This is a genomic window from Streptomyces naganishii JCM 4654 (assembly GCF_014650575.1).
In the GTDB taxonomy this organism is placed as follows: domain Bacteria; phylum Actinomycetota; class Actinomycetes; order Streptomycetales; family Streptomycetaceae; genus Streptomyces; species Streptomyces naganishii.
Map to the genome: position 1 here is coordinate 107922 of NZ_BMVF01000017.1, position 23292 is coordinate 131213.

Genomic DNA, 23292 nt, shown 5'->3' on the forward strand with positions numbered 1-23292 from the left:
CCCACCGTGCTGAACGATCTCGACGAACGCATCGTGCACGCCCTCGCCGAGGACGCCCGCCGCTCCTACGCGGACATCGGGCAGCTCGTCGGCCTGTCCGCGCCCGCCGTCAAGCGGCGCGTCGACCGGCTGCGCGCCACCGGTGCCATCACCGGTTTCACCGTGCGCGTCGACCCGGCGGCGCTCGGCTGGGAGACCGAGGGGTACGTCGAGATCTACTGCCGGCGCAACACCTCGCCGGAGACCATCCAGCGCGGCCTGGAGCGCTACCAGGAGGTCGTGTCCGCGTCCACCGTCACCGGGGACGCGGACGCGATCGCCCAGGTCTTCGCCGCCGACATGCGGCACTTCGAGCGGGTCCTGGAGCGCATCGCGGGGGAGCCGTTCGTGGAGCGCACCAAGTCGGTGCTGGTGCTCTCGCCGCTGCTGCGGCGGTTCTCCTCGGGCGCGCCGAGCTGACGTGGGCGGCCGGGGGGCCGGCCGCGCTCGCGCACGAGGAGGGCCACATCTCGTGGGCGAGCCGCCCGGCATCGGTCCGGACGTACGTCACTAAGCACCGGTCTCCCCGGGGGCGGGCCGGGCGGCCGGCTGCCGGGCGGCGGTCCTGGCCGCGGTTCCCGCGGCAGACCGGCATTGCCGGCGGGTAGCAAGTGCCGGGCCGCCTGTCCGTGGCAACCGGCCGGCCATGAGCGCCGTCGCGGGCGCGGACGCGGATGTCGCCGTGACCGGCGACGACTGGTACCCGGACGAGACCTGGCGCGGAGCCACAGTGCCCCCTGACACCGTCACCCGCGCCCGCACCCGCCCCTCCGACCGGCACACCGTCGCCCTGATGTCCCAAGGCCTGGCCCTCGACCAGGACGCTGACAGACCCTTGGGCGTGGACGCCGCCGCCTCGCAGCTCGCCCCCGCGCGCCGCGCCCCCCGCCCGGTCGTCGAACTCGCCGCCGGCACCACCCCCTCCCGCTGACTGCGGTCCGCGCACTGCTCGGCGACCTCGCCGGGGCCGGCCTCGTACGCATCGACCCGCCGAGCACCGTGCAACCGCACGGACGGGCCGCCGATCCCGGGCTGCTGCGCGAGATCGCGAAGTGCCCGCGCGAGCTGCGCCCCGAACCGCCACGACCACGCCGGAAGCCGGGACCGGAAGGGGCCTGCGGGGGCGCGGGGGCCGGCGCGGAAGGGGCCCGTGGCGGCGCGGGCGGCTGTGTTCGGAAGGGGCCCATGCCGGCGGCTGCGGTCGGAAGGGGCCCATGCCGGCGGGGGCGAGGCCGAAGGTGCCTGGGCGGCGCGGGAGGGCGGTCGGGAGGGGCCTGGGTGGCGTGGGAGGGCGCGGTCGGAAGGGGCTCGTGGCGGCGCAGGGTCCGGGGTCGAAGGGGCCTGCGATGGCACGGGCCCGCGGTCGGGAGGGGCCTGGGCGGCGCGGGAGGGCGCGGTCGGAAGGGGCTCGTGGCGGCGCAGGGGCCGGGGCCGAAGTGGCCTGCGATGGTGCGGCGGCTGTGGTCGGAAGGGGCCTGGTCGCGGGAGGGCGTGGTCGGGAGGGGCCTGGGCGGCGCGGGAGGTGCGGCCGAAGCGGCCCGTGGCGGCGCGGGGGCCGGGGTCGAGGTGGCCTGCGATGGCGCGGAGCCCGCGGTAGGCAGGGGCCTGGGTGGCGTGGGAGGGCGCGGTCGGGAAGTGGCCCGTGACGGCGCAGGGCCGGGGTCGGAGCGGTCTGCGACCGTGCGGGGCCGCGGTCGGAACGTAGCCTCGGTTGCCTGGGAAGGCGCCGTCGGAAGGTTCCGCGGGCGCGTGCAATGAATCGCCGTGTCGGGCGGCCCGCACGCAACGATCCGCTCACCGCCGCGCAACGGCTCCCGCTTGTCCGCCCGAGCCCGCCGACCGTACCGTCTAAGCGACCCCGAAACCCCCGTACCGGTGAGGATCACGCATGCGCACCGCCCTGCTCCAGAGCTCCGGCCGCCCCGGCAGTGTCGCCGAGAACCTCAAGGTGCTCGACGCGGCCGCCGGCCGGGCCGCTGCCGCCGGGGCCGGGCTGCTCGTGACGCCCGAGATGTTCCTCACCGGCTACGCGATCGGCGACGGGATCGGCCGCCTCGCCGAGCCCGCCGACGGCGACTCGGCCGACGCGATCGCCGAGATCGCCGGCCGGCACGGCCTGGCCCTCGCCTACGGCTACCCCGAGCGGGACGGCGAGGCCGTCTTCAACTCGGTCCAGCTGCTCGCCGCCGACGGCACCCGCCTGGCCAACTACCGCAAGACCCACCTCTTCGGCCGCTTCGAGCGCGACCACTTCACCCCGGGCGAGACCCCGGTCGTCCAGGCCGAGCTGGACGGCCTGACCGTCGGGCTCATGATCTGCTACGACGTCGAGTTCCCGGAGAACGTGCGCGCCCACGCCCTGGCCGGCACCGACCTGCTGCTCGTCCCCACCGCGCAGATGCACCCCTTCCAGTTCGTGGCCGAGTCCCTCGTGCCGGTGCGCGCCTGGGAGAGCCAGATGTACGTGGCGTACGTCAACCGGGTCGGCCGCGAGGGCGAGTTCGAGTTCGTCGGGCTTTCCACCCTCGCCGGCCCCGACGGCATCGCCCGCGCCCGCGCCGGCCGCGCCGAGGAGCTGGTGTTCGCCGACGCCGACCGGGCCTTCCTCGCCGCCTCCCGCGAGGCCAACCCGTACCTGAAGGACCGCCGCCCCGGCCTCTACGGGTCCCTCCTCTGACCTGCCCCGGCCCCGCCCAGCCTCCACCCCCGTTCTTCCGCGCAAGGAGTCCGTACCCCATGACGTCCACGGTGCCCAACGCCGTCGAGCACGCAGACGAGCAGCAGCCGCCGATCACCATGTTCGGCCCGGACTTCCCCTACGCCTACGACGACTTCCTCGCCCACCCCGCGGGCCTCGGCCAGGTCCCGGCCACGGAGCACGGCACCGAGGTCGCGGTCATCGGCGGCGGCCTGTCCGGCATCGTCGCCGCCTACGAGCTGATGAAGATGGGCCTCAAGCCCGTCGTCTACGAGGCCGACCGGATCGGCGGCCGGCTGCGCACCGTCGGCTTCGAGGGCTGCGACGAGTCGCTGACCGCCGAGATGGGCGCCATGCGCTTCCCGCCGTCCTCCACGGCCCTCCAGCACTACATCGACCTGGTGGGCCTGGAGACCAGGCCGTTCCCCAACCCGCTGGCCGAGGCCACCCCCTCCACCGTCGTCGACCTCAAGGGCGAGTCGCACTACGCCGAGACGATCGACGACCTGCCCCAGGTCTACCGGGACGTCGCCGACGCCTGGAACAAGTGCCTGGAGGAGGGCGCGGACTTCTCCGACATGAACCGCGCCATGCGCGAGCGGGACGTGCCCCGCATCCGGGAGATCTGGGCGAGGCTCGTCGAGAAGCTCGACAACCAGACCTTCTACGGCTTCCTCTGCGACTCCGAGGCCTTCAAGTCCTTCCGGCACCGCGAGATCTTCGGCCAGGTCGGCTTCGGCACGGGCGGCTGGGACACCGACTTCCCGAACTCGATCCTGGAGATCCTGCGCGTCGTCTACACCGAGGCCGACGACCACCACCGCGGCATCGTCGGCGGCTCGCAGCAACTGCCGCTCAGGCTCTGGGAGCGCGAGCCGGAGAAGATCGTCCACTGGCCCTACGGCACCTCGCTGAAGTCCCTCCACGTGGACGGTGAGCCCCGCCCGGCCGTGACCCGGCTCAACCGCACCGCGGGCAACCGGATCACCGTCACCGACGCCGCCGGCGACATCCGCACCTACCGGGCGGCGATCTTCACGGCGCAGTCCTGGATGCTGCTGTCCAAGATCCAGTGCGACGACGAGCTGTTCCCGATCGACCACTGGACGGCGATCGAGCGCACCCACTACATGGAGTCCAGCAAGCTCTTCGTGCCCGTCGACCGGCCGTTCTGGCTGGACAAGGACGAGGAGACCGGCCGGGACGTCATGTCGATGACGCTCACCGACCGCATGACCCGCGGCACCTACCTCCTCGACGACGGCCCGGACAAGCCCGCCGTGATCTGCCTGTCGTACACCTGGTGCGACGACAGCCTGAAGTGGCTGCCGCTGTCCGCGAGCGAGCGGATGGAGGTCATGCTGAAGTCGCTGTCGGAGATCTACCCGAAGGTCGACATCCGCAGCCACGTCATCGGCAACCCGGTCACCGTCTCCTGGGAGAACGAGCCCTACTTCATGGGCGCGTTCAAGGCCAACCTGCCCGGCCACTACCGCTACCAGCGGCGCCTGTTCACGCACTTCATGCAGGAGCGGCTGCCCGAGGACAAGCGGGGCATCTTCCTCGCCGGCGACGACATCTCCTGGACGGCCGGCTGGGCCGAGGGCGCCGTCCAGACCGCGCTGAACGCGGTCTGGGGCGTGATGCACCACCTGGGCGGCCAGACCGACCGGTCCAACCCCGGCCCCGGCGACGTCTACGACGAGATCGCGCCCGTGGAACTCCCCGAGGACTGAGCCGCGCGGGGCGCGGGCGGCCGCCGGTCAGACACCGGCCGCCCGCGCCCTCTCGTACACCTCGGTGGCCACGTCCTTGAGCTCCTGCGCGTCGCGCGCGCCGCTCTGCACGTCGACGAGGATCTCCTGAAGTCCCAGTTCCGTGTACGGCAGCAGGTCCTCGGCGATCTGGTCCGCGCTGCCGTGGAAGGGGCGCCGGCCCGCCTCGCCGGCCGGCTTGGCCGAGAAGCGCGCGTTGACCCTGAGCACGGTGCGGATCGGCTGCTGCCGCCCGCGCTCGGCGGCGAGGTCCTGGAGCGCGTGCCACTGGTCGGCCACCTGCTCCACGCCCGCCGCGATCGGCAGCCAGCCGTCGGCGTGCTCGACGAGCCGCTCACGCGCCCGCCGGGTGCTCGCGGCCAGCAGGATCGGGATCGGCCGGGCGGGCTTGGGCCCGACCACGGCCGAGTCGATCTGGGCGATCCGCCCGTGATGGCGCACCGGGTCCGGTCCCCACACCGCCCGGCAGACGTCGATCACCTCGTCCAGCACCCGGCCGCGCTCCTTGATCGGCCGGACCCCCGAGGCCGCGTACTCGTCCAGCGACCAGCCGGTGCCGAACCCGGCGACCACCCGGCCGCCGCTGACCGCGTCCAGGGTGGCGAGCGTCCTGGCGAGCTGGAACGGCACGTGCAGGGGCGCGACCAGCACGCTGCTGCCCAGCTCGACCCGTTCGGTGGCCGCCGCGGCCAGCGTCAGCGCGACCAGCGGGTCGGCCACGTGCCGGTAGGAGTCGGGCCAGGGCAGGCCCTCCACTCCGTACAGCCCCTGCGTGGCGGGCTCGGGGAACAGGGCCCGCTCGTACACCCACACGCTGTCGTAGCCAGCGCGTTCGGCGGCGCGCGCCACGTCGGGCACGTCCCTGCCGAGGTGGTACTGCCGGTTCTGCGGTAGCCCGAGTCCGAGACGGGTCGCCATGCGGTGTGCTCCTTGTCGGTGCGGCAGCGGTGCGGGGTCAGTGCGGCAGCGGGGTGAGCATCATGCGTCCCGCGAAGCCTACGGCCGAGTCCAGGCGCTGGGTGAACTCCTCGGCCAGGTCCGGCAGTCGGCGCAGCGCCCACAGGGCCCGCGCGGCCGACCAGGTGGCCTCCCTGGCCCGCTCCAGGCTCCACGAGCCGAGCAGATGGGTGAGCGGGTCGGCGATCTGCAGCAGGTCGGGGCCCGGCATCAGGTCCTCGCGGATGCGCTCCTCCAGCGAGACCAGCAGGTCGCCGACGCGGTCGAACTCGTCCTCCAGTTCGGCCGGTTCGCAGCGCAGCGTGTCGCAGGCGTCCACGACGGCGAGGGCGAGGTCGTGCCCGATGTGCGCGTTGATGCCGGCCAGCGCGAACTGCAGCGGCCGTACCCCCGGATGCCGGCGCGACTGGAGCAGCGGCCGCCAGCAGGCGGGCGGGCGACGGTCACCGGCCGCCGGTTCCACGGCCGCGAGATACCGCTCGGCGAACCGCACGTCGAGCACGGCCGCGGCCCACGGGTCCGCGAACCGGCCCGCCCGCAGCCGCCCGTCGACGGCCTCGGTGACGGCGAGGTAGACCCGGTTGAAGACCGCCACGCCGTCCCGCCGCGGCAGCGCGGCGTCCAGCGCGCGCATCCGCAGGACGACAGCCTCCACGGCGTCCGCCGCGCGGGCCGCGTCCATCGTGTCCAGGTGACGGGTGACTTGTCCCGATTGCCCCATGGGGGCAGCGTCCCAGGCCGGGCCCGGCCCACGCGCCGACGGGCCGCGCGCTTCCCCGGAACGGGGGAACGCGCGGCCCGTCGGCGCGGATGGGAGCCCGGGAACCGCGGGGCCCGGGACTCTCAGGACTCGGCGCGCCTGGTCTGCTCCGCGCTCTCGTCGTACGACGACGTGCCCTCGTCCAGCAGCGGCTCCTGGCCCTTGAGGTGGGCGGGGGCGAAGGCGCGCAGCGCGTGGTAGCCGGTGATGACCACCAGGGTGCCGAGCGCGATGCCGCTCAGGGAGAAGGTGCTGCTGAACTTCATGCTGACGTTGCCGACGCCGATGATGATTCCCGCGGCGGCCGGCACCAGGTTCAGCGGGTTGCGCAGGTCGACCCGGGCGTTGGTCCAGATCTGCGCGCCGAGCAGGCCGATCATGCCGTAGAGGATGACTGTGATGCCGCCGAGGACGCCGCCCGGGATCGCGGCCACGACCGCGCCGAACTTCGGGCAGACGCCGAACAGCAGGGCGAAGCCTGCGGCAGCCCAGTAGGCGGCGGTCGAGTACACGCGGGTGGCGGCCATCACGCCGATGTTCTCGGAGTACGTGGTGTTGGGCGGGCCGCCCACCGCCGTGGACAGCACCGAGGCAACGCCGTCCGCCGAGATCGCGGTGCCCAGCTTGTCGTCCAGCGGGTCGCCGGTCATCTCGCCGACCGCCTTCACGTGCCCGGCGTTCTCGGCGACCAGCGCGATCACCACGGGCAGCGCCACCAGGATCGCCGACCACTGGAAGCTCGGCCCGTGGAAGGACGGCAGCCCGATCCAGTCGGCCCTGCCGACGCCGGAGAGGTCCAGGCGCCAGTGGTCGGTGACCTTGCCGCCGCCGTCCATCGAGTGGATCCTGCCGAAGATCCGGTCGGAGGCCCAGGAGACGCCGTACCCGAAGACCAGGCCCAGGAAGATGGCGATACGGGACCAGAAGCCACGCAGGCAGACGATGGCCAGGCCGGTGAACAGCATCACCAGCAGGGCCGTCCACTGGTCCTGCGGCCAGTAGGTGGAGGCGGTGACGGGCGCGAGGTTGAAGCCGATCAGCATCACCACCGCGCCGGTGACGATCGGAGGCATCGCGGCGTGGATGATCCGCGCCCCGAAGCGCTGCACGGCGAGACCGACCAGGAACAGCGCCACGCCGACGACGAGGACCGCGCCGGTCACGGTCGCGCTCGTGCCTCCCTGCGCCCGGATCACCGCGGCCACGCCGACGAAGGAGAGCGAGCAGCCCAGATAGCTGGGCACCCGGCCCCGGGTGGCGAGCAGGAAGATCACGGTCGCGACGCCCGACATCATGATCGCGAGGTTGGGGTCGAGGCCCATGAGCACGGGGGCCACGAAGGACGCGCCGAACATGGCCACGACGTGCTGGGCGCCGAGCCCGACCGTGCGGGGCCAGGAGAGCCGTTCGTCGGGCCGGACCACCGCTCCCGGTGCGGGCGTACGCCCGTCACCGTGCAGCTTCCAGCGCACGCCGAGGTCCATGGTGGGGTTTCGCTTTCTCTGTACGTGAAGAGTGTCCAAACCATTGTCGGGGGTGCCTGGGGGTCCTCAGGCCACACGGTCCGGTGCCTGACGTGCGTTCACGCACATGACCCGTGGGGCCGGCGCAGTGTGCTGAGCGTCCGCTTAGGATGGTGGCCGTCCCACCGTCCCACCCGTACGTCCAGGAGCCCCGCCGTGACCGCCGAAGCACCCGCCGCCCCCGCCCTGTCGTTCGGACGGCTGATCCCCGTCGCCGTCCACTTCGACGACCTGGACGCGCTCGGGCTGCTGCACAACGCGCGCTACCCGCTGATGGCCGAGCGCGCCTGGGCCGAGCTGTGGCGCGAGCACGGCTTCCACTTCGAGGGCGACTGGGTGGCCGCCGGCGACGCCTGCAACGCCGTCAAGGAACTGCGCATCACCTACGAGGCCCCGGTCACCCGGCCCGGCGAGTACGCCGTCCACCTCTGGCTGGAACGGCTCGGCACCACCGGCCTGACCTACGGCTTCCGCTTCTGCTCGGCCGACGGCGCGCTGACCTACGCGCACGGCACCCGGGTCCTGGTCCGGCTGGACCCGGCGACGCTGCGGCCCGCGCCCTGGAGCGAGGAGTTCAGGACCGCGGGCCGGGCACTGCTTCGGCCGGCCGGCTGACCCGCGGGCGGCCGCGGTCGCCCGCGCGCAGCACCCCGGCGAACGCGGCCAGGCCGCACGCCAGCAGCGTCACCAGGCCGAACGACACCACCAGGCTCGTCGCCTGGGCGAGCCCGCCGATCGCGCTCGGCGCGACCAGCCCCGAGGTGTACGTGATCGTCGCCACGCCCGCGATGGCCTGGCTGGGGTTCGGGCCGCTGCGGCCGGCCGCGGCGAAGCACAGCGGCACCACGACCGCGATGCCGAGGCCCATCAGCGCGAACCCGGTCATCGCCACCGCCGGATGCCCCCCGGTCACGATGAGCACGCCGCCCAGGACCGCCAGGACACCGCTCGCCCGCACCGTGCGCACGGAGCCGAACCGGTCCACCACGCGGTCGCCCGCGAGCCGCGCGACCGCCATCGTCAGCGTGAACCCGGTCGTGCAGGCCGCCGCGAGTCCGGCCGAGGTCTCCAGCTGGTGCCGCAGGTAGACGGCCGACCAGTCCAGGCTCGCGCCCTCGGCGAACACCGCGCAAAACCCGATCGCGCCGATCAGCAGCGCCGACTTCGGCGGCAGCGCGAACCGGGGCGGCGGCTCCTCGTCCTCGGCCGGCTGGATGTCCAGCACCCAGGAGCAGGCGACCAGACCGAGGACCGTCAGCACCGCCGCCGCCAGGGCGTGGTGCAGCCGGGCGTCCGAGCCGACGTGCGCGGCGAGGGTGCCGGCCGCCGAGCCGACCAGGGCGCCCACGCTCCACATCCCGTGCAGGCCGGACATGATCGAACGGCCGAGCCGGTTCTCCACCTCCACGCCGAGGGCGTTCATCGCGACGTCCGCCATGCCCGCCGAGGCGCCGTAGAAGAACAGGGCCAGGCAGAGGGTGAGCAGGTTCGGGGCGAGCGCGGGCAGGACGAGGGAGAGCGTCCACAGCGCGAGCAGACCGCGCAGCGCGGCGCGGGCGCCGAAGCGGTGACTGATCCCGCCGGCGAGCGGCATCGCCAGCGACGCGCCGAGCGCCGGGAACGCCAGGGCGAGGCCCAACTGGCCCGCGCTGACCGAGGCGTGGTCCTGGATCCACGGCACCCGGGTCGCGAACGAGCCCGTCACGGCGCCGTGCACGGCGAAGACGGCCGCCACGGCGTACCGGGCGCGTCTGACGTCGCGCTGCTCGTAGACCACTGCGGTCATGGGGTCGGCCCCTCCTGGCTTGTCCGTGGCGTGGTGCGTCGTGTCCGTGGCATGGGTCGCCGGTGGGTCCTCCGTGGCGTGGGTCGCCGGTGGCTCCTCCGTGGCGCGGTTCGCCGTGGTTCTCCCACGGTCGCGGAGACGGTCGCGGGCGTAAACTATCAGGGACCCTGCCTGATAGATAGGGGATATACGGCCGCCCGGCGCGGCCCGCCGATCTGGGAGGATTCCCGGCATGCCCGCATCCCCGAGCACCGCCCGGGCCATCAACGACCGGTCCGCCCTGCGGCTCCTCCAGGAGGAAGGACCGCTGACGGCCGGGCAGTTGAAGCAGCTCACCGGACTGTCCCGGCCCACCGTGGCCGATCTCGTCGAACGCCTCACCGCCTCCGGGCTGATCACCGTCGTCGGCGAGTCCGGGGAGCAGCGGCGCGGTCCGAACGCCCGGCTTTACGGCATCGTCGCCGACCGCGCCCACCTCGCCGCGCTCGACGTGCGTACCGAAGGTGTCGCCGTGACCGTGTCCGACCTGCTCGGCCGGGAGGTGGCGCGGGCGTCCGTGCCGATCGGCGGCGACACCGGCACCGGGCCCGCCGTGGAGCAGGCGGTCGCGCTGGTGGAGCGGGTGGCGAAGGAGGCGGGGGCCCGGCTGCTGCACACGGTCGGCATCGGCGCGCCCGGGCTGATCGACCCGGTCAGCGGTGAGCTGCGGGACTCCACGGGTCTGCCCGAGTGGCACCGGCGGCTGGTGGCGGCGCTGCAGGAGCGGCTGCCGCGGGCGCGCTTGATCCTCGAGAACGAGACCAACCTCGCGGCGCTGGCCGAGCAGCGGGACGGGGCCGCGCGGGGCCGGGACACCTTCGTCCTGCTGTGGCTCGGTCACGGGACGGGGGCGGCGGTCGTCCTGGACGGCGTGCTGCGGCGCGGTGCCTCCGGAGGTGCCGGGGAGATCGGCTTCCTGCCGGTGCCGGGCACGGCGGGGCTGCCGTCGGCGACGGACTGCGCGGGCGGGTTCCACTCGCTGGCCGGGGCGGCCGCGGTGGTGGAACTGGCGGGGCAGTACGGGCTGGTGGGCGAGGGGGGCGGGGCGGAGCTGGCCGCCGCTGAGGTGGTGCGGGGGGCGGTGGCGGGCGGCTCCCCGGCCGGGGCGGCCGCGCGGTTCCTGGACGCGTTGGCCGACCGGGTGGTGCTGGGGGTGGCCTCGGCGGTCGCCGTGCTGGATCCCGGGTGCGTGGTGCTGGGCGGGGAAGTGGGGCAGGCGGGTGGGAGCGTGCTGGCGGGGCGTGTCGCTGAGCGGGTGCGGGGGATGTCACCGCTGGTGACCGAGGTCGTGGCGGGGGAGTTGGGTGGGGGTGGGGTGTTGCGGGGGGCCGTGCTCATGGCTCGTGAGCGGGCTCAGGAGGATCTGTACTCGCCTGTCGGCCCGTCGGTCGCGGGGTGACCGTCCTCGGGGCTGCTTGTTTCCCGCCCGCCCGCCCGTCTCGGTGGGACAGCAGGTCCCGCCGCGGGGCTCCGCCCCGGACCCCACGCGGGGGCTGCGCCCCCTGCACCCCCCGTTTCCCACCCGCCCACCCGTCTCGGTGGGACAGGAAGTCCCGCCACGGGGCTCCGCCCCGGACCCCGGCGGGGGCTCCGCCCCCTGCACCCCCGTCCGGGGCCCCGCCCGCGTGTCCCGCCCGGGGCCCCCGTCCGCCTACCTCACCTGTCGCCGAAGCGACTTCCCAAGTACTCCTCGAACGTGCGCTTCCCCGTCCTGTTGGACGGCGTGAGGTGGCCGCCTGCTCGGAAGGCTTGGTAGGTGCGGCCCAGGAGGGGGAGGTTCAGGAGCGGGCGGTGGCGGGACGTGGACTTGAGGTAGGCGCGGGCCAGGGACTCGAAGGTGCGGATCTCCGGGCCGCCCATGTCGGGGACCCTGCCCGCCGGGGCGGACACCGCCAGCTCGGCCAGGCGGTCGGCCACCTCGCCCACCTCGATCGGCTGGTCGCTCACCCCGGCGGGGAGCAGCAGGACCGGGGACTTGGCGAGCGCGCTCAGCACGGTCACCACCAGGTCGTGGAACTGCGTCGCGCGCAGTACCGTCCAGCCCAGGCCCGACTCCTCCACCAGGCGCTCGACCGCGTGCTTGGTGCGGTAGTACCCGAAGGGCACCCGGTCGACGCCGACGATCGAGATGTAGACCAGGTGCCGTACGCCCGCCTTGCGCGCCGCCGCGATCAGGTGTGCGGCGGCCTCCTCGTCGCCGCCGCGCGGTGAGCTCGCGCAGTGCACGACCGTGTCCACGCCCGCGACCGCCGCGTCCAGGCCGGGGCCGCCCTCGCGCAGGTCGACGGCGTAGGGCGGGGTGTGCCGGCTGAGCACCCGCACCTCGTGGCCGTCCGCGCGCAGCCGCTCGACGACGAGCCGGCCCAGCGTTCCGGTGCCGCCGGTCACCAGGATGGTGGTCATGCTGTTCAGTCCCTTCCGAGGACGGCGGGCGCTCCCGGACGGAGTGCCCTCGCCGGATGTGAGACCGGCCGGGGCCCGCGAAATGTGACATGCGGTCCACTGGGTCCGCCGGTTGCCGCTCGTTCCGCTGGTCCCAGGGTGCTTCGGTCGAGGCCTGCCCGGTCAGTTTGTCCCGGTTGTGATCCGCTCGCACGCGCACCCGCAGGGCAGCTGGGCCGCCCTCGAACTCCTCGCGCGTTTTTGCCGGTTCGCCTCGGCGGAGCCGAACGCCCGGGCTGGTACATACCTGTTGACGGGTGTGGTCTAGTCCACTTACCGTCGACCCGTCGATCCCTCGATCGCAGACCGGTCCGGCGGCGGTGACGACGGCCCTTGCCCGCCGCCGGACCTCCAGTCGCGCCCCGGGACTGCGCTCTGTGAGCGAGCCCACACCGATCGTCCGTATGGATGCCGGACGGGCGTGGCACACTGGCCCTGTACCAGTAGCAGCGCACTCCGGGGTCGGTGAAAGTCCGAACCGGCGGTTACAGTCCGCGACCCGGTCGCTTCCAGCGGCCGGTTGACCAGGTGAAATTCCTGGACCGACGGTTAAAGTCCGGATGGGAGGCAGTGCGCGGCGAGCGGACACCCCTGTGTGTGCGCCGCCGACCGAGGGCTCGCCCGCGAGGGTGGGATCCCTCCGGCGTCGCGTCGCCCCGGTGTTCCCGCTCGTACTTCTGTCGTCATCGACAGCCCCGGAGTCCGTGCCCGAAGAGGCAGGAGGACCCGGGAAGTGTTCACCGGAATCGTCGAAGAGCTGGGCGAGGTCACCGCCGTCGAGAACCTCGGCGACGCCGCCCGCTTCCGGCTCCGCGGCCCCGTGGTGACCGAGGGCGCGCGGCACGGCGACTCCATCGCCGTGAACGGGGTCTGTCTCACCGTCGTCGAGCACGAGGGCGACGAGTTCACCGCCGACGTCATGGCGGAGACCCTCAAGCGTTCCAGCCTCGGCGCCCTCACCACCGGCTCCCGCGTCAACCTCGAACGGCCCACGGCCGTCGGCGCGCGTCTCGGCGGGCACATCGTGCAGGGGCACGTCGACGGCACCGGCACGGTCCTCGAGCGCACGCCCTCCGAGCACTGGGAGATCGTCAGGATCTCGCTGCCGGCCGAACTCGCGCGCTACGTCGTCGAGAAGGGTTCCATCACCGTCGACGGCATCAGCCTCACCGTCGTCGACGCCGGCGCCGACCACTTCACCGTCAGCCTCATCCCCACCACCCTCGCCCTGACCACCCTCGGACTGAAGCAGCCCGGCGACCCGGTCAACCTCGAGGTGGACGTCGTCGCCAAGTACGTCGAGCGGATGCTCGGCGACCGTGTGCGGGGGGCCGCCAAGTGAACTGGCTGAACTCCGAGGCCTTCGCCCTGCTCGGCCAGCACATCAAGTGGTCGGACATGATCGGCAACGTCGTCGGCCTGATCGCCCTCGCCTTCGGCTGGCGCCGCTCCATCTGGAGCTGGCCCACCCAGTTCCTCTCCGGCCTGATCCTCTTCGCCGCCTTCGCCACCGCCCACCTGTCCGGCAGCGCGGGCAAGCAGGTCGTCGTCATGGTCGTCGCGGTCTACGGCTGGTGGCAGTGGAACCGCGGCAAGGACCGGGCGGGCGACGGCCACATCGCCGTACGGTTCGCCACCTGGCGCGAGCGGGCCGTCCTGCTCGCCGCCGCGGCGCTCGGCACCGTCGCCGTCGCCGCTCTCTTCAAGGCCTACCCGTCGCTGTCCTGGGACCCCTGGCCCGACGCCTACATCTTCGTCGGCACCGTCGTCGCCATGTACGCCCAGGCGCGCGGCATGGTCGAGTTCTGGTTCGCCTGGCTGCTCGTGGACGCCGTCGGCGTCCCGCTGAACTTCGCCAACGGCTTCGCCTTCTCCGGTTTCGTCTACGTCATCTACGGCGCGCTCGTCCTGTGGGGCATGCGCGACTGGTGGCTGCGCTCCCGCCGGGCCGCGCAGCCGGTCCTGGAAGGAGCGCCCGCATGAGTGCGGCACCCGTCCTCTACAGCACCGACAACATCGAGGACTTCGCGCTCGACCCCATCGAGCGGGCCGTCGCCGACATCGCGGCCGGCCGCCCGGTCGTGGTCGTCGACGACGAGGACCGCGAGAACGAGGGCGACCTCGTCATCGCCGCCGAGAAGGCGACCCCCGAGATCGTCGCCTTCATGATGAGCGAATGCCGCGGCCTGATCTGCGCCCCCATGGAGGGCGCCGAACTCGACCGGCTTCAGCTCCCGCAGATGGTCGAGGAGAACACCGAGTCGATGAGGACCGCCTTCACGGTCTCCGTCGACGCCTCCGCCGCCCACGGCGTCACCACCGGCATCTGTGCCGCCGACCGGGCGACCACGCTCCAGTTGCTGGCGAGCGGCACCGCCGAGCCCGCCGACCTCGTCCGCCCCGGCCACGTCTTCCCGCTGCGCGCCAGGTCCGGCGGGGTGCTGGTGCGCGACGGCCACACCGAGGCCGCCGTCGACCTCGCCCGCCTCGCCGGACTGCGCCCGGCCGGGGCCATCGTCGAGATCGCCGGCGAGGACGGCCGGATGCTGCGCCTGCCCGAGCTGATCGTCTTCGCCCGCAAGCACGGCCTGACGATCATCTCCATCGAGGACCTCATCGCCTACCGCCGTCACAGCGAGCCCACCGTCCGCCGTGAGGCCGAGGTTCACCTGCCCACCGCGCACGGCGCCTTCACGGCCTACGGCTACCGCTCCACCGTCGACGGCGTCGAGCACGTCGCCCTCGTGCACGGCGAGATCGGCGACGGCGAGGACGTCCTGGTCCGCGTCCACTCCGAGTGCCTGACCGGCGACGTCTTCTCCTCCCTGCGCTGCGACTGCGGCCCCCAGCTGGACGCCTCGATGGAGCGCATCCAGCAGGAGGGCAGGGGAGTGGTGGTCTACCTGCGCGGCCACGAGGGCCGCGGCATCGGGCTGATGTCCAAGCTGCGCGCGTACGAGCTCCAGGAGCGCGGCCGCGACACCCTGGACGCCAACCTCGAACTCGGCCTGCCCGCCGACGCCCGCGACTACGGCGCCGGCGCCCAGATCCTCAAGGACCTCGGCGTCGGCAGCGTCCGCCTGATGACCAACAACCCCGACAAGACCGACGCGCTGCTGCGTCACGGCCTGAAGGTCACCGGCCGCGAGCCGATGCCCGTCCAGGCCGGCGAGCACAACCTCCGCTACCTGCGCACCAAGCGGGACCGGATGGGGCACGACCTGCCCTGGCTGGACACCGGCGCCGTGTCCACCTGCGGCAACCAGTAAGCACAAAAAACGCGAGGAGACACGTGAGCGGCAAGGGTGCACCGGAACTGTCCGTCCGCAACGTCGGGGACCTCAGGGTCGCCGTCGTGGCGGCGCAGTGGCACGAGAAGGTGATGGACGGACTGGTGAACGGCGCGCTGCGCGCCCTGCACGAACTGGGGATCGACGAGCCCACCCTGCTCAGGGTCCCCGGCAGCTTCGAGCTCCCGGTGGTGGCCAAGGTGCTGGCCGGCCGGGGCTACGACGCGGTCGTCGCCCTCGGCGTCGTCATCCGCGGCGGCACCCCGCACTTCGACTACGTGTGCCAGGGCGTCACCCAGGGCCTGACCCAGGTCTCCATCGACACCGGCGTCCCCGTCGGCTTCGGCGTGCTCACCTGCGACACCGAGGAGCAGGCCCTGGACCGGGCCGGCCTGGAGGGCTCCAGCGAGGACAAGGGCCACGAGGCGGTCACCGCCGCGGTGGCGACCGCGGCCACGCTGCGTTCAGTATCCGAACCCTGGCGGTGAGCAGTGGCCCCGAGCGCGTAGGGTTGGCACCACCATGTCCAAGAAGACGTTCGAGGAGCTCTTCACCGAGCTCCAGCACAAGGCCGCCCACGGGGACCCCGCCACCTCCCGCACCGCCGAGCTGGTCGGCAAGGGCGTCCATGCCATCGGCAAGAAGGTCGTCGAGGAGGCCGCCGAGGTCTGGATGGCCGCCGAGTACGAGGGCAAGGACGCGGCCGCCGAGGAGATCTCGCAACTGCTGTACCACGTCCAGGTGATGATGGTCGCCCGCGGCATCTCCCTCGACGACGTCTACGCCCACCTCTGAGCACACCAGCGAACCCACCACCGTACGCACGAACGAAGGAAGCCGACCTCATGCTGCGCATCGCCGTCCCCAACAAGGGTTCACTCTCCGGCCCTGCGGCGGACATGCTGCATGAGGCCGGCTACCAGCAGCGCCGCGAGTCCAAGGAACTGCGCATCGTCGACCCGGGCAACGAGGTCGAGTTCTTCTACCTCCGCCCCCGCGACATCGCGATCTACGTCTCCTCCGGCCGCCTCGACATCGGCATCACCGGCCGCGACCTGCTCGTCGACTCCGGCGCCAACGCCGAGGAGATCCTCCCCCTGGGCTTCGCCCGCTCCACCTTCCGCTACGCCACCAAGCCCGGCACGGCCACGGGCGTCACCGGCCTGGACGGCATGACGGTCGCCACCTCCTACGAGGGCATCGTCGCCAAGCACCTCGCCGACAACGGCATCGACGCCTCCGTCGTCCACCTGGACGGCGCCGTCGAGACCGCCATCGAGCTCGGCGTCGCCGAGGTCATCGCCGACGTCGTCGAGACCGGCACCTCACTGCGCAACGCCGGCCTCGAGGTCATCGGCGAGCCGATCATGAAGTCCGAGGCCGTCGTCATCCGCCGCACCGGCGCGGACGCCGAGGAGCCCAAGGTGCTGCAGTTCCTGCGCCGCCTCCAGGGCGTCCTGGTCGCCAGGACGTACGTGATGATGGACTACGACTGCCGGGTCGAGCAGCTGGAGAAGGCCGTCGCGCTGACCCCGGGCCTGGAGTCCCCGACCGTCTCCCCGCTGCACAACGAGGGCTGGGTCGCCGTGCGCGCCATGGTCCCCTCCAAGGAGGCCCAGCGCATCATGGACGACCTGTACGCCATCGGCGCGCGGGCCATCCTGACCACGGCTATCCACGCCTGCCGTCTGTAAGGGGCGCCGAGCGATGTCCGACCAGCAACCTCTTCCCGACCTGCCCGTCACCTTCCGGCCCGCCCGCACCCGAGCCGTCCTGCTCACCGCGGCGGCGGCGATCTTCGTGGTGATCGTCACCGTCACGATGCTGCTGGAGCAGCTCAACCCGGGCGAGCGGATCAGCTTCGTGTTCACCGCGGCCCTGCTCTCGGGCGTGCTGCTCATGCTCGCCCGGCCGAAAGTCGTCGCCGACGAGTCCGGCGTCACCGTCGTCAACATCGCCGGCCGTCGCCGTCTCGAGTGGCCCGAGATCCTTCAGGTGAACCTCCGCCCCGGCGACCCCTGGGTGTTCCTCAACCTCAGCGACGGCACCAGCCTGCCCGCGCTCGGCATCCAGCCGGGCATCGCCAAGCAGCACGCCATCGCCGACGCGCGCGCCCTGCGCGCCCTGGTCGAGGCCCGTTCCCTCCAGGACCTCGAGCGGTCCCCGGGCGAGACCCAGGGCTGACCCCGGAAACCCTCCACGAGGCCCTCCCGGGGTGTCTTCCGCACCCCGAGGGAGCGTCCACCCTGACGCATCGGCCGCAGTCTTGATTAATCTGGTGGACGCGAGGCGTCGTACCGCTGCGCCCGCACCCCTGGGCTCCGACCGGTGCCAGGGGTTCCTGCTACCCGAGGAGTGACACCCCCCGGCGATGGACGGATCGTCCTGCAGTACCTGCGCCGCCCCCTGCCGACATAGCACGCACCGCCCCGGCGCGGTGCGGGTGAACGCGGAGGCGGCGGCATCATGACCATCCCCCTGCTGCTCCTGGCGGCCGCCTTCCTGCTGATCCTCGCCAACGGCTTCTTCGTCGCGGCGGAGTTCGGCCTGGTGACCGTGGAGCGCCCGGATGCCGAGAAGGCGGCGGCCGACGGCGACAAACGCGCCCGTACGGTCGTCGAGTCCCTGGGGGAGCTGTCCTTCCAGCTCTCCGGCACCCAGCTCGGCATCACCATCACCTCCCTCGTCGTCGGCATGCTCGCCGAGCCCGCGCTGGCCGAGCTGCTGCGCGGCCCCTTCGCCGCCCTCGGCATCCCGGACGGGGCCGTCTCCGGCGTCGCCGTGGTCGCCGGCATGCTGCTCGCGTCCGCGCTGCAGATGGTGATCGGCGAGCTCGTGCCCAAGAACTGGGCGATCTCCCGCCCGCTGCAGGTCGCGCGGTTCGTCGCCGGCCCGCAGCACCGGTTCTCCCGCCTGTTCCGCCCGGTCATCGCCGCGCTGAACACGGTCGCCAACCGGCTGGTGCGCGCCCTGGGCGTCGAGCCCGCCGAGGAACTGGCCTCCGCGCGCACCCCCGGCGAACTGGTGTCGCTGGCCCGCCACTCCGCGCAGGCCGGCGCCCTGGAACAGGACACCGCCGACCTCTTCGTGCGGACCCTGTCCCTGGGCGACCTGACCGCGCAGCACGTCATGACCCCGCGCGTGAAGGTCAGCGCCCTGCAGTCCTCCGCGACCGCCGAGGACGTGGTCAACCTGACCCGCGCCACCGGCCTGTCCCGCTTCCCCGTCTACCACGAGCGGATCGACGAGGTCGTCGGCATGGTCCACCTCAAGGACGCCCTGGCCGTCCCGGTCCGCGACCGGCTGCGCACCCCCGTGGGCCGCATCGCCCGGCGGGCGCTGCTCGTACCCGAGACGCTGCCGGTGCAGCCGCTGCTGGCCCAGCTGCGCAGCGAGCAGCCCATCGCGGTCGTCGTCGACGAGTACGGCGGCACGGCGGGCGTGGTCACCCTGGAGGACATCGTCGAGGAGATCGTCGGCGAGGTCCGCGACGAGCACGACGCCAAGGACGTGCCCGAGCTCGCCCCCGCCCCGCCCGAGGACGGGCGGCCCGCGTGGGACGTCGACGGAAGCTGCCGCGTCGACCTGCTCGCCCGCATAGGCCTCCAGGCGCCCGAGGGCCCCTACGAGACGGTCGCCGGCCTGGTCGCCGACCTGCTCGGCCGGATCCCGGCGCCCGGCGACCGGGCGGAGCTGCCCGGCTGGCGGCTGTCCGTGCGGCAGGTCGGCCACTACCGCGCCGAGCGGGTCCGCCTGGTCCGCACCGCCCCCGTGACGGACGTCGTCGCCGCCGTGGTGGAGGCCGCCCGATGAGCGTCCTCCAACTCGCCCTCGCGGCGCTGCTGGTGCTCGCCAACGGCTTCTTCGTCGGCGCGGAGTTCGCGCTGGTGTCGGTGCGCCGCAGCCAGATCGAACCGCTCGGCACCGCGCGCGCCCGCCAGGTGCTGCACGGTCTGGAACGGCTGCCGCAGATGATGGCCGCCGCCCAGTTCGGCATCACCGTCTGCTCGCTGACCCTGGGCGCGGTCGCCGAGCCGACCGTGGCGCACCTGCTGGAGCCCGTGTTCGCCTGGCTGCGCCTGCCCGACGGCATGGTGCACCCGCTCGGTTACGTCATCGCGCTCGCCGCGGTGGTCTTCTTCCACCTCGTCATCGGCGAGATGGTGCCGAAGAACCTGGCGATGGCCGCGCCGGAGAAGGCCGCGCTGTGGCTCGGCCCCGGCCTGGTCGCCTTCGCCCGCCTGTGCAAGCCGATCACCGTCGCGCTCGGGGCCTGCGCGCGGGGTGTCCTGCTGCTGTTCCGCGTCGAGCCCAAGGACGAGGTCGAGGCCGCCTTCACCAGCGTGCAGCTGGGCCGGCTGGTCGAGGACTCCGGCCTGGCCGGGCTGCTGGACCCCGAGGAGCAGGAGCGGCTGGAGGACGCGCTCGAACTGGGTTCCCGCCCGGTGAGCGACGTGCTGCTGCGGCGCGAGACGCTGGTCACGGTCAGCCCGTCGGTCACCCCGGGCGAGATCGTCGCGCTCACCGCCCGCACCGGCTACTCCCGCTTTCCGGTCGCCGCCGAGAACGGCGCCTTCATGGGCTATCTGCACGTCAAGGACGTACTCGACCTGGAGGACTCCGACCGGGCGGTGCCCCAGCGCATATGGCGCCCGATGACCACGCTCAGGTCCGAGCTGCCGCTCGACGACGCCCTCACCGTCATGCGCCGGGCCGCCACCCACCTGGCCCAGGTCGCGGACGCCTCCGGCAGGGTGCAGGGCGTGGTCGCCCTGGAGGACGTACTGGAACTCCTGGTGGGCGAGGTGCGCGACCCGGCCCACCGCCGCACGGCGGAGGTCCGCCTGACGGAACCCCGCCCGAGCGGCGAAGCGGACCAGGTCCTGGCGACGTGACGCCCGGCCCGCCCCGGGTCCGCGCACGGTCCCGGGGCCGGCCTCACAGGGCCGACGGGTCGTGGGGGCCGCGGCCCGAGAGGACCTCGCCGTAGGCCTGCATCAGGTCCGGCAGGCGCAGGGTCGCGAGGTCGTCGCGGGTGAGGGTGCCCGGGTAGACCGACAGGCGCAGGTCGCGGTACGCGCAGCTCTTCTCGTAGAGGGTGCGCAGGAACCGCCCGTTGCCCAGTTCGTCGATCCAGCCCTGGTCGACGACGTGCCCGGCGATCGAGCGGAGCTCCTCCAGCGCCTCCTCGTCCCACTGGTCGCCGTTCTCCGCGGCGAGCACCTTGCCGATCTCGGTGAGCTCCGCGGGCCGGTACGAGGGGAAGTCCACGCGGGTGGTGAAGCGCGACGACAGCCCGGGGTTGGCGGCGAGCAGCCGGTCCATGCCCTCGGGGTAGCCGGCGAGTATCACCACCAGGTGGTCGCGGTTGTCCTCGGCGCGCTTGAGCAGCACCTGGAGCGCCTCGTCGCCGTAGGCGTCGCCCTTGCCGTAGCCGGAGTTGGACAGCGAGTAGGCCTCGTCGACGAAGAGGACCCCGCCGATCGCGGAGTCGATGAGCTCGTTGGCCTTCACGGCGGTCTGCCCCAGGTACTCGCCGACCAGGTCGGCCCGCTGGGCCTCCACGAGGTGGTCGCCGCCGAGCAGGCCGAGCGCGTAGAAGACACGGCCGAGTATGCGGGCGACGGTGGTCTTGCCGGTGCCGGAGGGACCGGAGAAGACGAAGTGGCGTTTGGGCGGCTGCACGGGCAGCCCCTGCCCGGCACGCAACCGGGCCATGTTCAACTGCGCGGACAGCGCCTTGACCTGGCGTTTCACGGGCTCCAAGCCCACCATGCGCTCGAGCTCGGCGAGCGCCTCCTCGAGTAACGCGGGGTCGGCCGGCCCGGCCGGCAGCAGCGGCCCGGCGGCCGGCGAGATCCGCTCGCGCACCGCCGGATCGGCCGCCGGGGGCAGGGGAGGGCCGGCCGGCAGGTCCGCCTCGCCGAACTTCAGCTCGCGGCCCTCGGTGCCGAACAGCGGGTCCAGCACGTCCGGCCCGTCGGCCGTGTCCTGCCCGACACCGGTCAGGGTGATCGCCGCGAAGTCGCCGACGTCGTCGTACCCGTCGCCCTCGGCGATCGCCGCGAGCCGCGCCGAGGTGTCCATGAAGGCCGGGTCGACCCGGTGCACCGCCCGGTACAGCGGGAGCGCGGCCGCGCTGCGGCCGGTGCCCTCGTGGGCCCGGGCCAGCCAGTACCGCAGCTCCTTGCGCTGCGGCTGCTCGCTGCGGCACCGCATGAGCGCCGCCGACAGCAGCGGCTCGGCCTGCCCGTACATCTCCAGCCGGACCCGGGCCATCCCGCCGAACAGCCCGGCCTCGATGCCCAGCATGGCGTCGTCCAGGAGCGGGTCGGTGTGCCGGACGAGCTGGTCCCAGTCCTTGACGAGGTAGGCGCGGCAGGCGTGCAGGAAGCGGACCTGGGCGTCGGTGTCCACCGGCGGCAGGCTCGCCAGCGCCCGGTCCAGCTCGGGCACATGGCGCCCGTCCAGCCAGTGCGAGGCGTGCGCGAGCAGCAGATCGCGCGGGTTCTCCAGCACCGGCTGCACCCACCAGCCCAGCCAGTACCAGGAGTTGAGGGTGCGGCGGTGCCGGGCGCGCTGCTCGCCGAAGCGGTCGCGGTGCCGGAACATCCTCAGCAGCGCCGTCGTCGTGTCGATGCGCAACGCGTGCAGCCCGAGCCACCCGTCGGCCATCCCGGGATCCATTCGCACCGCGGCCCGGAACTCCTCCTCGGCCTGCGGATAGGCGCCCATGGTGTAGGCGTCCACACCCCGCAGCCAGGCGAGGTCGGCCGGGGCCTTGGGGCCCTGCGTGCCGAAGTCCATCACGTCCCCCACAAACCGTGCCCCCGTAGGTTCGCCTCCGGGAATCCACCCGGCGGCTGCCTCTGGTCGAACCGCTGTGCCGCGGACCGGAGTTGCAAGTGCGCGAAGCAGTCGTTCGAAGGTCGCACCGAGGGCATCGTACCTGCGGGGCCGCCGCCCGCCGAAGGGTGCCGCACGGGCCGTTCGACGAGGTGGGAGCGGGACACGGGCCCCGCGTGCGGTGACCGAGGGTGAGCGGGCGGCGTCACGCAGCGCCCGGAGAACGGCACGAGGGCAGAACGAAGCCCCCGGTCACGGGGGAACAACCGGGGGCTTCGCGTCTGCGAGCGGTCCGCAATGACCGCACATTGAGAACGTAAGACCTGTACGGCCCCCGGGTCAAGCGGAGTTGGGGCACTCCCGCAAGTTGCCGGGGCGCGATCTTCACGGGTTCAGCACATTGCCTACAGTCCCTCACCGAGAGTGACATCCTGGTCCGGTCCAACGGTCACCCCAGGCCCGGGAGCGAGCTCATACCCCGTGGTCAACTGCCGTATCAGAAGATCGGCATGGGGCCTGGAAGGGTCCTCGCCGAAGTGCCGGAGCTCCGCCTCGACCCACCCGTCCCAGAACTCCCGCTGCTCCTCGCCGTCCCTGGACCGCCCCCGCCTCCAGGCCGTCTCGCGGGGCAGCTCCATCCACAGCAGGTGCGCCAGGTACGGGCGCAGGGCGCGGCGGCCGGCGCCCACCCCCTCGACCAGGACCACCGGCGCCGGGGGCACCGGGCGCGGGGGGCCGAAGCGCCGGGCGTGCCAGTCGTAGACGGGGCAGTGCGCGGTCCGGCCGTGGGCGAGGGGTTCGATCACCTCGGCCAGCAGCCGTCCCTCCCACGCGAACAGCTCGTCGTGGCCGGACACGTCGTCGAGGTGCACGACGGGCGCACCGTCCAGCGCGCGGGCCAACTCCCCGGCGAACGTGGACTTCCCGGAGCCGGCGTGCCCGTCGACACCGACCAGGCGGACCGGGCCGCAGGACGGCGGGAGGCGGCGCAGGAGTGAGGCGAGGGCGTGAATGGCGGTTCCCGGACGGAGGGTGCTGGTATGCGCTGGCATATTTCCGGGGAACATTCTACGGTCCGGCACGGCATGCACACATCCGGCCGCCCGAAATAGTGTTCCGTTGAACAAACAGGCGGCC

Annotated in this window: 22 protein-coding genes and 1 riboswitch; of the genes, 15 read left to right on the top strand and 7 right to left on the bottom strand. The window is 73.1% G+C overall.

All coding sequences use genetic code 11. The features are described 5' to 3' along the window. Positions 1 to 6 precede the first annotated feature (6 nt). The 4 genes from IE217_RS26945 (at position 7) to IE217_RS26960 (ending at position 4473) form a co-directional block, all read left to right on the top strand. Positions 7 to 459, top strand: a complete 453-nt coding sequence (locus IE217_RS26945) for an Lrp/AsnC family transcriptional regulator (RefSeq protein ID WP_189710070.1) — start codon at positions 7 to 9, stop codon at positions 457 to 459. 226 nt (positions 460 to 685) lie between these two features. Further along, positions 686 to 970: a hypothetical protein gene (locus tag IE217_RS26950; protein ID WP_190180541.1), complete on the top strand. Its 285-nt coding sequence runs from the start codon at positions 686 to 688 to the stop codon at positions 968 to 970. 957 nt (positions 971 to 1927) lie between these two features. After that, positions 1928 to 2716, top strand: a complete 789-nt coding sequence (locus IE217_RS26955; RefSeq protein WP_190180542.1) for a carbon-nitrogen hydrolase family protein — start codon at positions 1928 to 1930, stop codon at positions 2714 to 2716. Positions 2717 to 2775: 59 nt separating this feature from the next. Further along, positions 2776 to 4473 (top strand): flavin monoamine oxidase family protein, encoded by a 1698-nt coding sequence (locus tag IE217_RS26960; RefSeq protein WP_190180543.1) that lies wholly within the window; start codon positions 2776 to 2778, stop codon positions 4471 to 4473. A gap of 27 nt (positions 4474 to 4500) precedes the next feature. Here IE217_RS26960 and IE217_RS26965 read toward each other — a convergent pair whose 3' ends face one another. From IE217_RS26965 to IE217_RS26975, 3 genes are all read right to left on the bottom strand, one after another. After that, positions 4501 to 5430 (bottom strand): TIGR03619 family F420-dependent LLM class oxidoreductase, encoded by a 930-nt coding sequence (locus IE217_RS26965; protein ID WP_190180544.1) that lies wholly within the window; start codon positions 5428 to 5430, stop codon positions 4501 to 4503. Positions 5431 to 5467: 37 nt separating this feature from the next. Beyond that, entirely contained in the window at positions 5468 to 6151 is a 684-nt protein-coding gene (locus tag IE217_RS26970; RefSeq protein ID WP_190180588.1) for a DUF5995 family protein, read from the bottom strand. A 161-nt stretch (positions 6152 to 6312) separates the two neighbouring features. After that, positions 6313 to 7713, bottom strand: coding sequence for a uracil-xanthine permease family protein (locus IE217_RS26975; RefSeq protein ID WP_190180545.1), 1401 nt, complete (start codon positions 7711 to 7713; stop codon positions 6313 to 6315). A gap of 195 nt (positions 7714 to 7908) precedes the next feature. Between IE217_RS26975 and IE217_RS26980 the strand changes: the two genes are divergently transcribed. Continuing rightward, positions 7909 to 8367, top strand: a complete 459-nt coding sequence (locus IE217_RS26980) for an acyl-CoA thioesterase (protein ID WP_190180546.1) — start codon at positions 7909 to 7911, stop codon at positions 8365 to 8367. On the opposite strand, the gene IE217_RS26985 is transcribed toward IE217_RS26980, so the two are convergent. Beyond that, positions 8327 to 9538 carry an MFS transporter gene (locus IE217_RS26985; RefSeq protein WP_190180547.1) on the bottom strand — a complete coding sequence of 404 codons (1212 nt, stop codon included), beginning with the start codon at positions 9536 to 9538 and terminating at the stop codon, positions 8327 to 8329. The two genes, IE217_RS26980 and IE217_RS26985, sit on opposite strands and share 41 nt — an antisense overlap. 232 nt (positions 9539 to 9770) lie before the next feature. Between IE217_RS26985 and IE217_RS26990 the strand changes: the two genes are divergently transcribed. Next, positions 9771 to 10976: an ROK family transcriptional regulator gene (locus tag IE217_RS26990; protein ID WP_190180548.1), complete on the top strand. Its 1206-nt coding sequence runs from the start codon at positions 9771 to 9773 to the stop codon at positions 10974 to 10976. Between the two features lie 257 nt (positions 10977 to 11233). On the opposite strand, the gene IE217_RS26995 is transcribed toward IE217_RS26990, so the two are convergent. Beyond that, entirely contained in the window at positions 11234 to 11980 is a 747-nt protein-coding gene (locus IE217_RS26995) for an SDR family oxidoreductase (RefSeq protein WP_190180549.1), read from the bottom strand. 486 nt (positions 11981 to 12466) lie between these two features. Next, positions 12467 to 12597: riboswitch (FMN riboswitch) on the top strand. 155 nt (positions 12598 to 12752) lie between these two features. On the opposite strand from IE217_RS26995, the gene IE217_RS27000 reads away from it, so the two are divergent. The 9 genes from IE217_RS27000 to IE217_RS27040 all read left to right on the top strand — a co-directional run bounded on the left by IE217_RS27000 (position 12753) and on the right by IE217_RS27040 (position 20204). Then, positions 12753 to 13361: a riboflavin synthase gene (locus IE217_RS27000; protein WP_190180550.1), complete on the top strand. Its 609-nt coding sequence runs from the start codon at positions 12753 to 12755 to the stop codon at positions 13359 to 13361. Then, positions 13358 to 14002, top strand: coding sequence for a nicotinamide riboside transporter PnuC (gene pnuC / locus IE217_RS27005; RefSeq protein ID WP_189710090.1), 645 nt, complete (start codon positions 13358 to 13360; stop codon positions 14000 to 14002). The genes IE217_RS27000 and pnuC overlap by 4 nt, the downstream gene beginning before the upstream one ends. Then, positions 13999 to 15288 (top strand): bifunctional 3,4-dihydroxy-2-butanone-4-phosphate synthase/GTP cyclohydrolase II, encoded by a 1290-nt coding sequence (locus tag IE217_RS27010; protein ID WP_190180551.1) that lies wholly within the window; start codon positions 13999 to 14001, stop codon positions 15286 to 15288. Before pnuC ends, IE217_RS27010 begins: the two co-directional genes overlap by 4 nt. Before the next feature lie 23 nt (positions 15289 to 15311). After that, positions 15312 to 15797, top strand: a complete 486-nt coding sequence (ribH, locus tag IE217_RS27015) for a 6,7-dimethyl-8-ribityllumazine synthase (RefSeq protein WP_190180552.1) — start codon at positions 15312 to 15314, stop codon at positions 15795 to 15797. A gap of 34 nt (positions 15798 to 15831) precedes the next feature. Further along, positions 15832 to 16104 (top strand): phosphoribosyl-ATP diphosphatase, encoded by a 273-nt coding sequence (locus tag IE217_RS27020; protein ID WP_128789165.1) that lies wholly within the window; start codon positions 15832 to 15834, stop codon positions 16102 to 16104. Between the two features lie 50 nt (positions 16105 to 16154). Then, the gene (gene hisG, locus IE217_RS27025; RefSeq protein WP_190180553.1) at positions 16155 to 17003 is read left to right on the top strand and encodes an ATP phosphoribosyltransferase; all 849 of its coding nucleotides are present in this window, start codon (positions 16155 to 16157) and stop codon (positions 17001 to 17003) included. A 13-nt stretch (positions 17004 to 17016) separates the two neighbouring features. After that, positions 17017 to 17493, top strand: coding sequence for a PH domain-containing protein (locus IE217_RS27030; RefSeq protein ID WP_190180554.1), 477 nt, complete (start codon positions 17017 to 17019; stop codon positions 17491 to 17493). Between the two features lie 282 nt (positions 17494 to 17775). Continuing rightward, positions 17776 to 19122 carry a hemolysin family protein gene (locus IE217_RS27035; protein WP_190180555.1) on the top strand — a complete coding sequence of 449 codons (1347 nt, stop codon included), beginning with the start codon at positions 17776 to 17778 and terminating at the stop codon, positions 19120 to 19122. Next, on the top strand, positions 19119 to 20204 hold the full coding sequence (locus IE217_RS27040) for a hemolysin family protein (RefSeq protein ID WP_190180556.1): 1086 nt from the start codon (positions 19119 to 19121) through the stop codon (positions 20202 to 20204). The genes IE217_RS27035 and IE217_RS27040 overlap by 4 nt, the downstream gene beginning before the upstream one ends. Positions 20205 to 20247: 43 nt before the next feature. On the opposite strand, the gene IE217_RS27045 is transcribed toward IE217_RS27040, so the two are convergent. Continuing rightward, positions 20248 to 22116, bottom strand: coding sequence for an AAA family ATPase (locus tag IE217_RS27045; protein WP_190180557.1), 1869 nt, complete (start codon positions 22114 to 22116; stop codon positions 20248 to 20250). Between the two features lie 443 nt (positions 22117 to 22559). Then, positions 22560 to 23207, bottom strand: coding sequence for a uridine kinase family protein (locus tag IE217_RS27050; protein ID WP_190180558.1), 648 nt, complete (start codon positions 23205 to 23207; stop codon positions 22560 to 22562). Positions 23208 to 23292: the final 85 nt, after the last annotated feature.

Excerpts from the sequence above, each read along its gene's own strand:
- IE217_RS27035 (WP_190180555.1), top strand. The coding sequence starts at position 17,776 with ATGACCATCCCCCTGCTGCTCCTGGCGGCCGCCTTCCTGCTGATCCTC.
- hisG (WP_190180553.1), top strand. The coding sequence starts at position 16,155 with ATGCTGCGCATCGCCGTCCCCAACAAGGGTTCACTCTCCGGCCCTGCG.
- IE217_RS26950 (WP_190180541.1), top strand. The coding sequence starts at position 686 with ATGAGCGCCGTCGCGGGCGCGGACGCGGATGTCGCCGTGACCGGCGAC.
- IE217_RS27010 (WP_190180551.1), top strand. The coding sequence starts at position 13,999 with ATGAGTGCGGCACCCGTCCTCTACAGCACCGACAACATCGAGGACTTC.
- IE217_RS26960 (WP_190180543.1), top strand. The coding sequence starts at position 2,776 with ATGACGTCCACGGTGCCCAACGCCGTCGAGCACGCAGACGAGCAGCAG.
- IE217_RS26975 (WP_190180545.1), bottom strand. The coding sequence starts at position 7,713 with ATGGACCTCGGCGTGCGCTGGAAGCTGCACGGTGACGGGCGTACGCCC.
- IE217_RS27045 (WP_190180557.1), bottom strand. The coding sequence starts at position 22,116 with ATGGACTTCGGCACGCAGGGCCCCAAGGCCCCGGCCGACCTCGCCTGG.
- IE217_RS26995 (WP_190180549.1), bottom strand. The coding sequence starts at position 11,980 with ATGACCACCATCCTGGTGACCGGCGGCACCGGAACGCTGGGCCGGCTC.
- IE217_RS26955 (WP_190180542.1), top strand. The coding sequence starts at position 1,928 with ATGCGCACCGCCCTGCTCCAGAGCTCCGGCCGCCCCGGCAGTGTCGCC.
- IE217_RS27040 (WP_190180556.1), top strand. The coding sequence starts at position 19,119 with ATGAGCGTCCTCCAACTCGCCCTCGCGGCGCTGCTGGTGCTCGCCAAC.
- IE217_RS27030 (WP_190180554.1), top strand. The coding sequence starts at position 17,017 with ATGTCCGACCAGCAACCTCTTCCCGACCTGCCCGTCACCTTCCGGCCC.
- IE217_RS26990 (WP_190180548.1), top strand. The coding sequence starts at position 9,771 with ATGCCCGCATCCCCGAGCACCGCCCGGGCCATCAACGACCGGTCCGCC.
- IE217_RS26985 (WP_190180547.1), bottom strand. The coding sequence starts at position 9,538 with ATGACCGCAGTGGTCTACGAGCAGCGCGACGTCAGACGCGCCCGGTAC.
- IE217_RS27020 (WP_128789165.1), top strand. The coding sequence starts at position 15,832 with ATGTCCAAGAAGACGTTCGAGGAGCTCTTCACCGAGCTCCAGCACAAG.
- IE217_RS26965 (WP_190180544.1), bottom strand. The coding sequence starts at position 5,430 with ATGGCGACCCGTCTCGGACTCGGGCTACCGCAGAACCGGCAGTACCAC.
- IE217_RS27050 (WP_190180558.1), bottom strand. The coding sequence starts at position 23,207 with ATGCCAGCGCATACCAGCACCCTCCGTCCGGGAACCGCCATTCACGCC.
- IE217_RS26970 (WP_190180588.1), bottom strand. The coding sequence starts at position 6,151 with ATGGACGCGGCCCGCGCGGCGGACGCCGTGGAGGCTGTCGTCCTGCGG.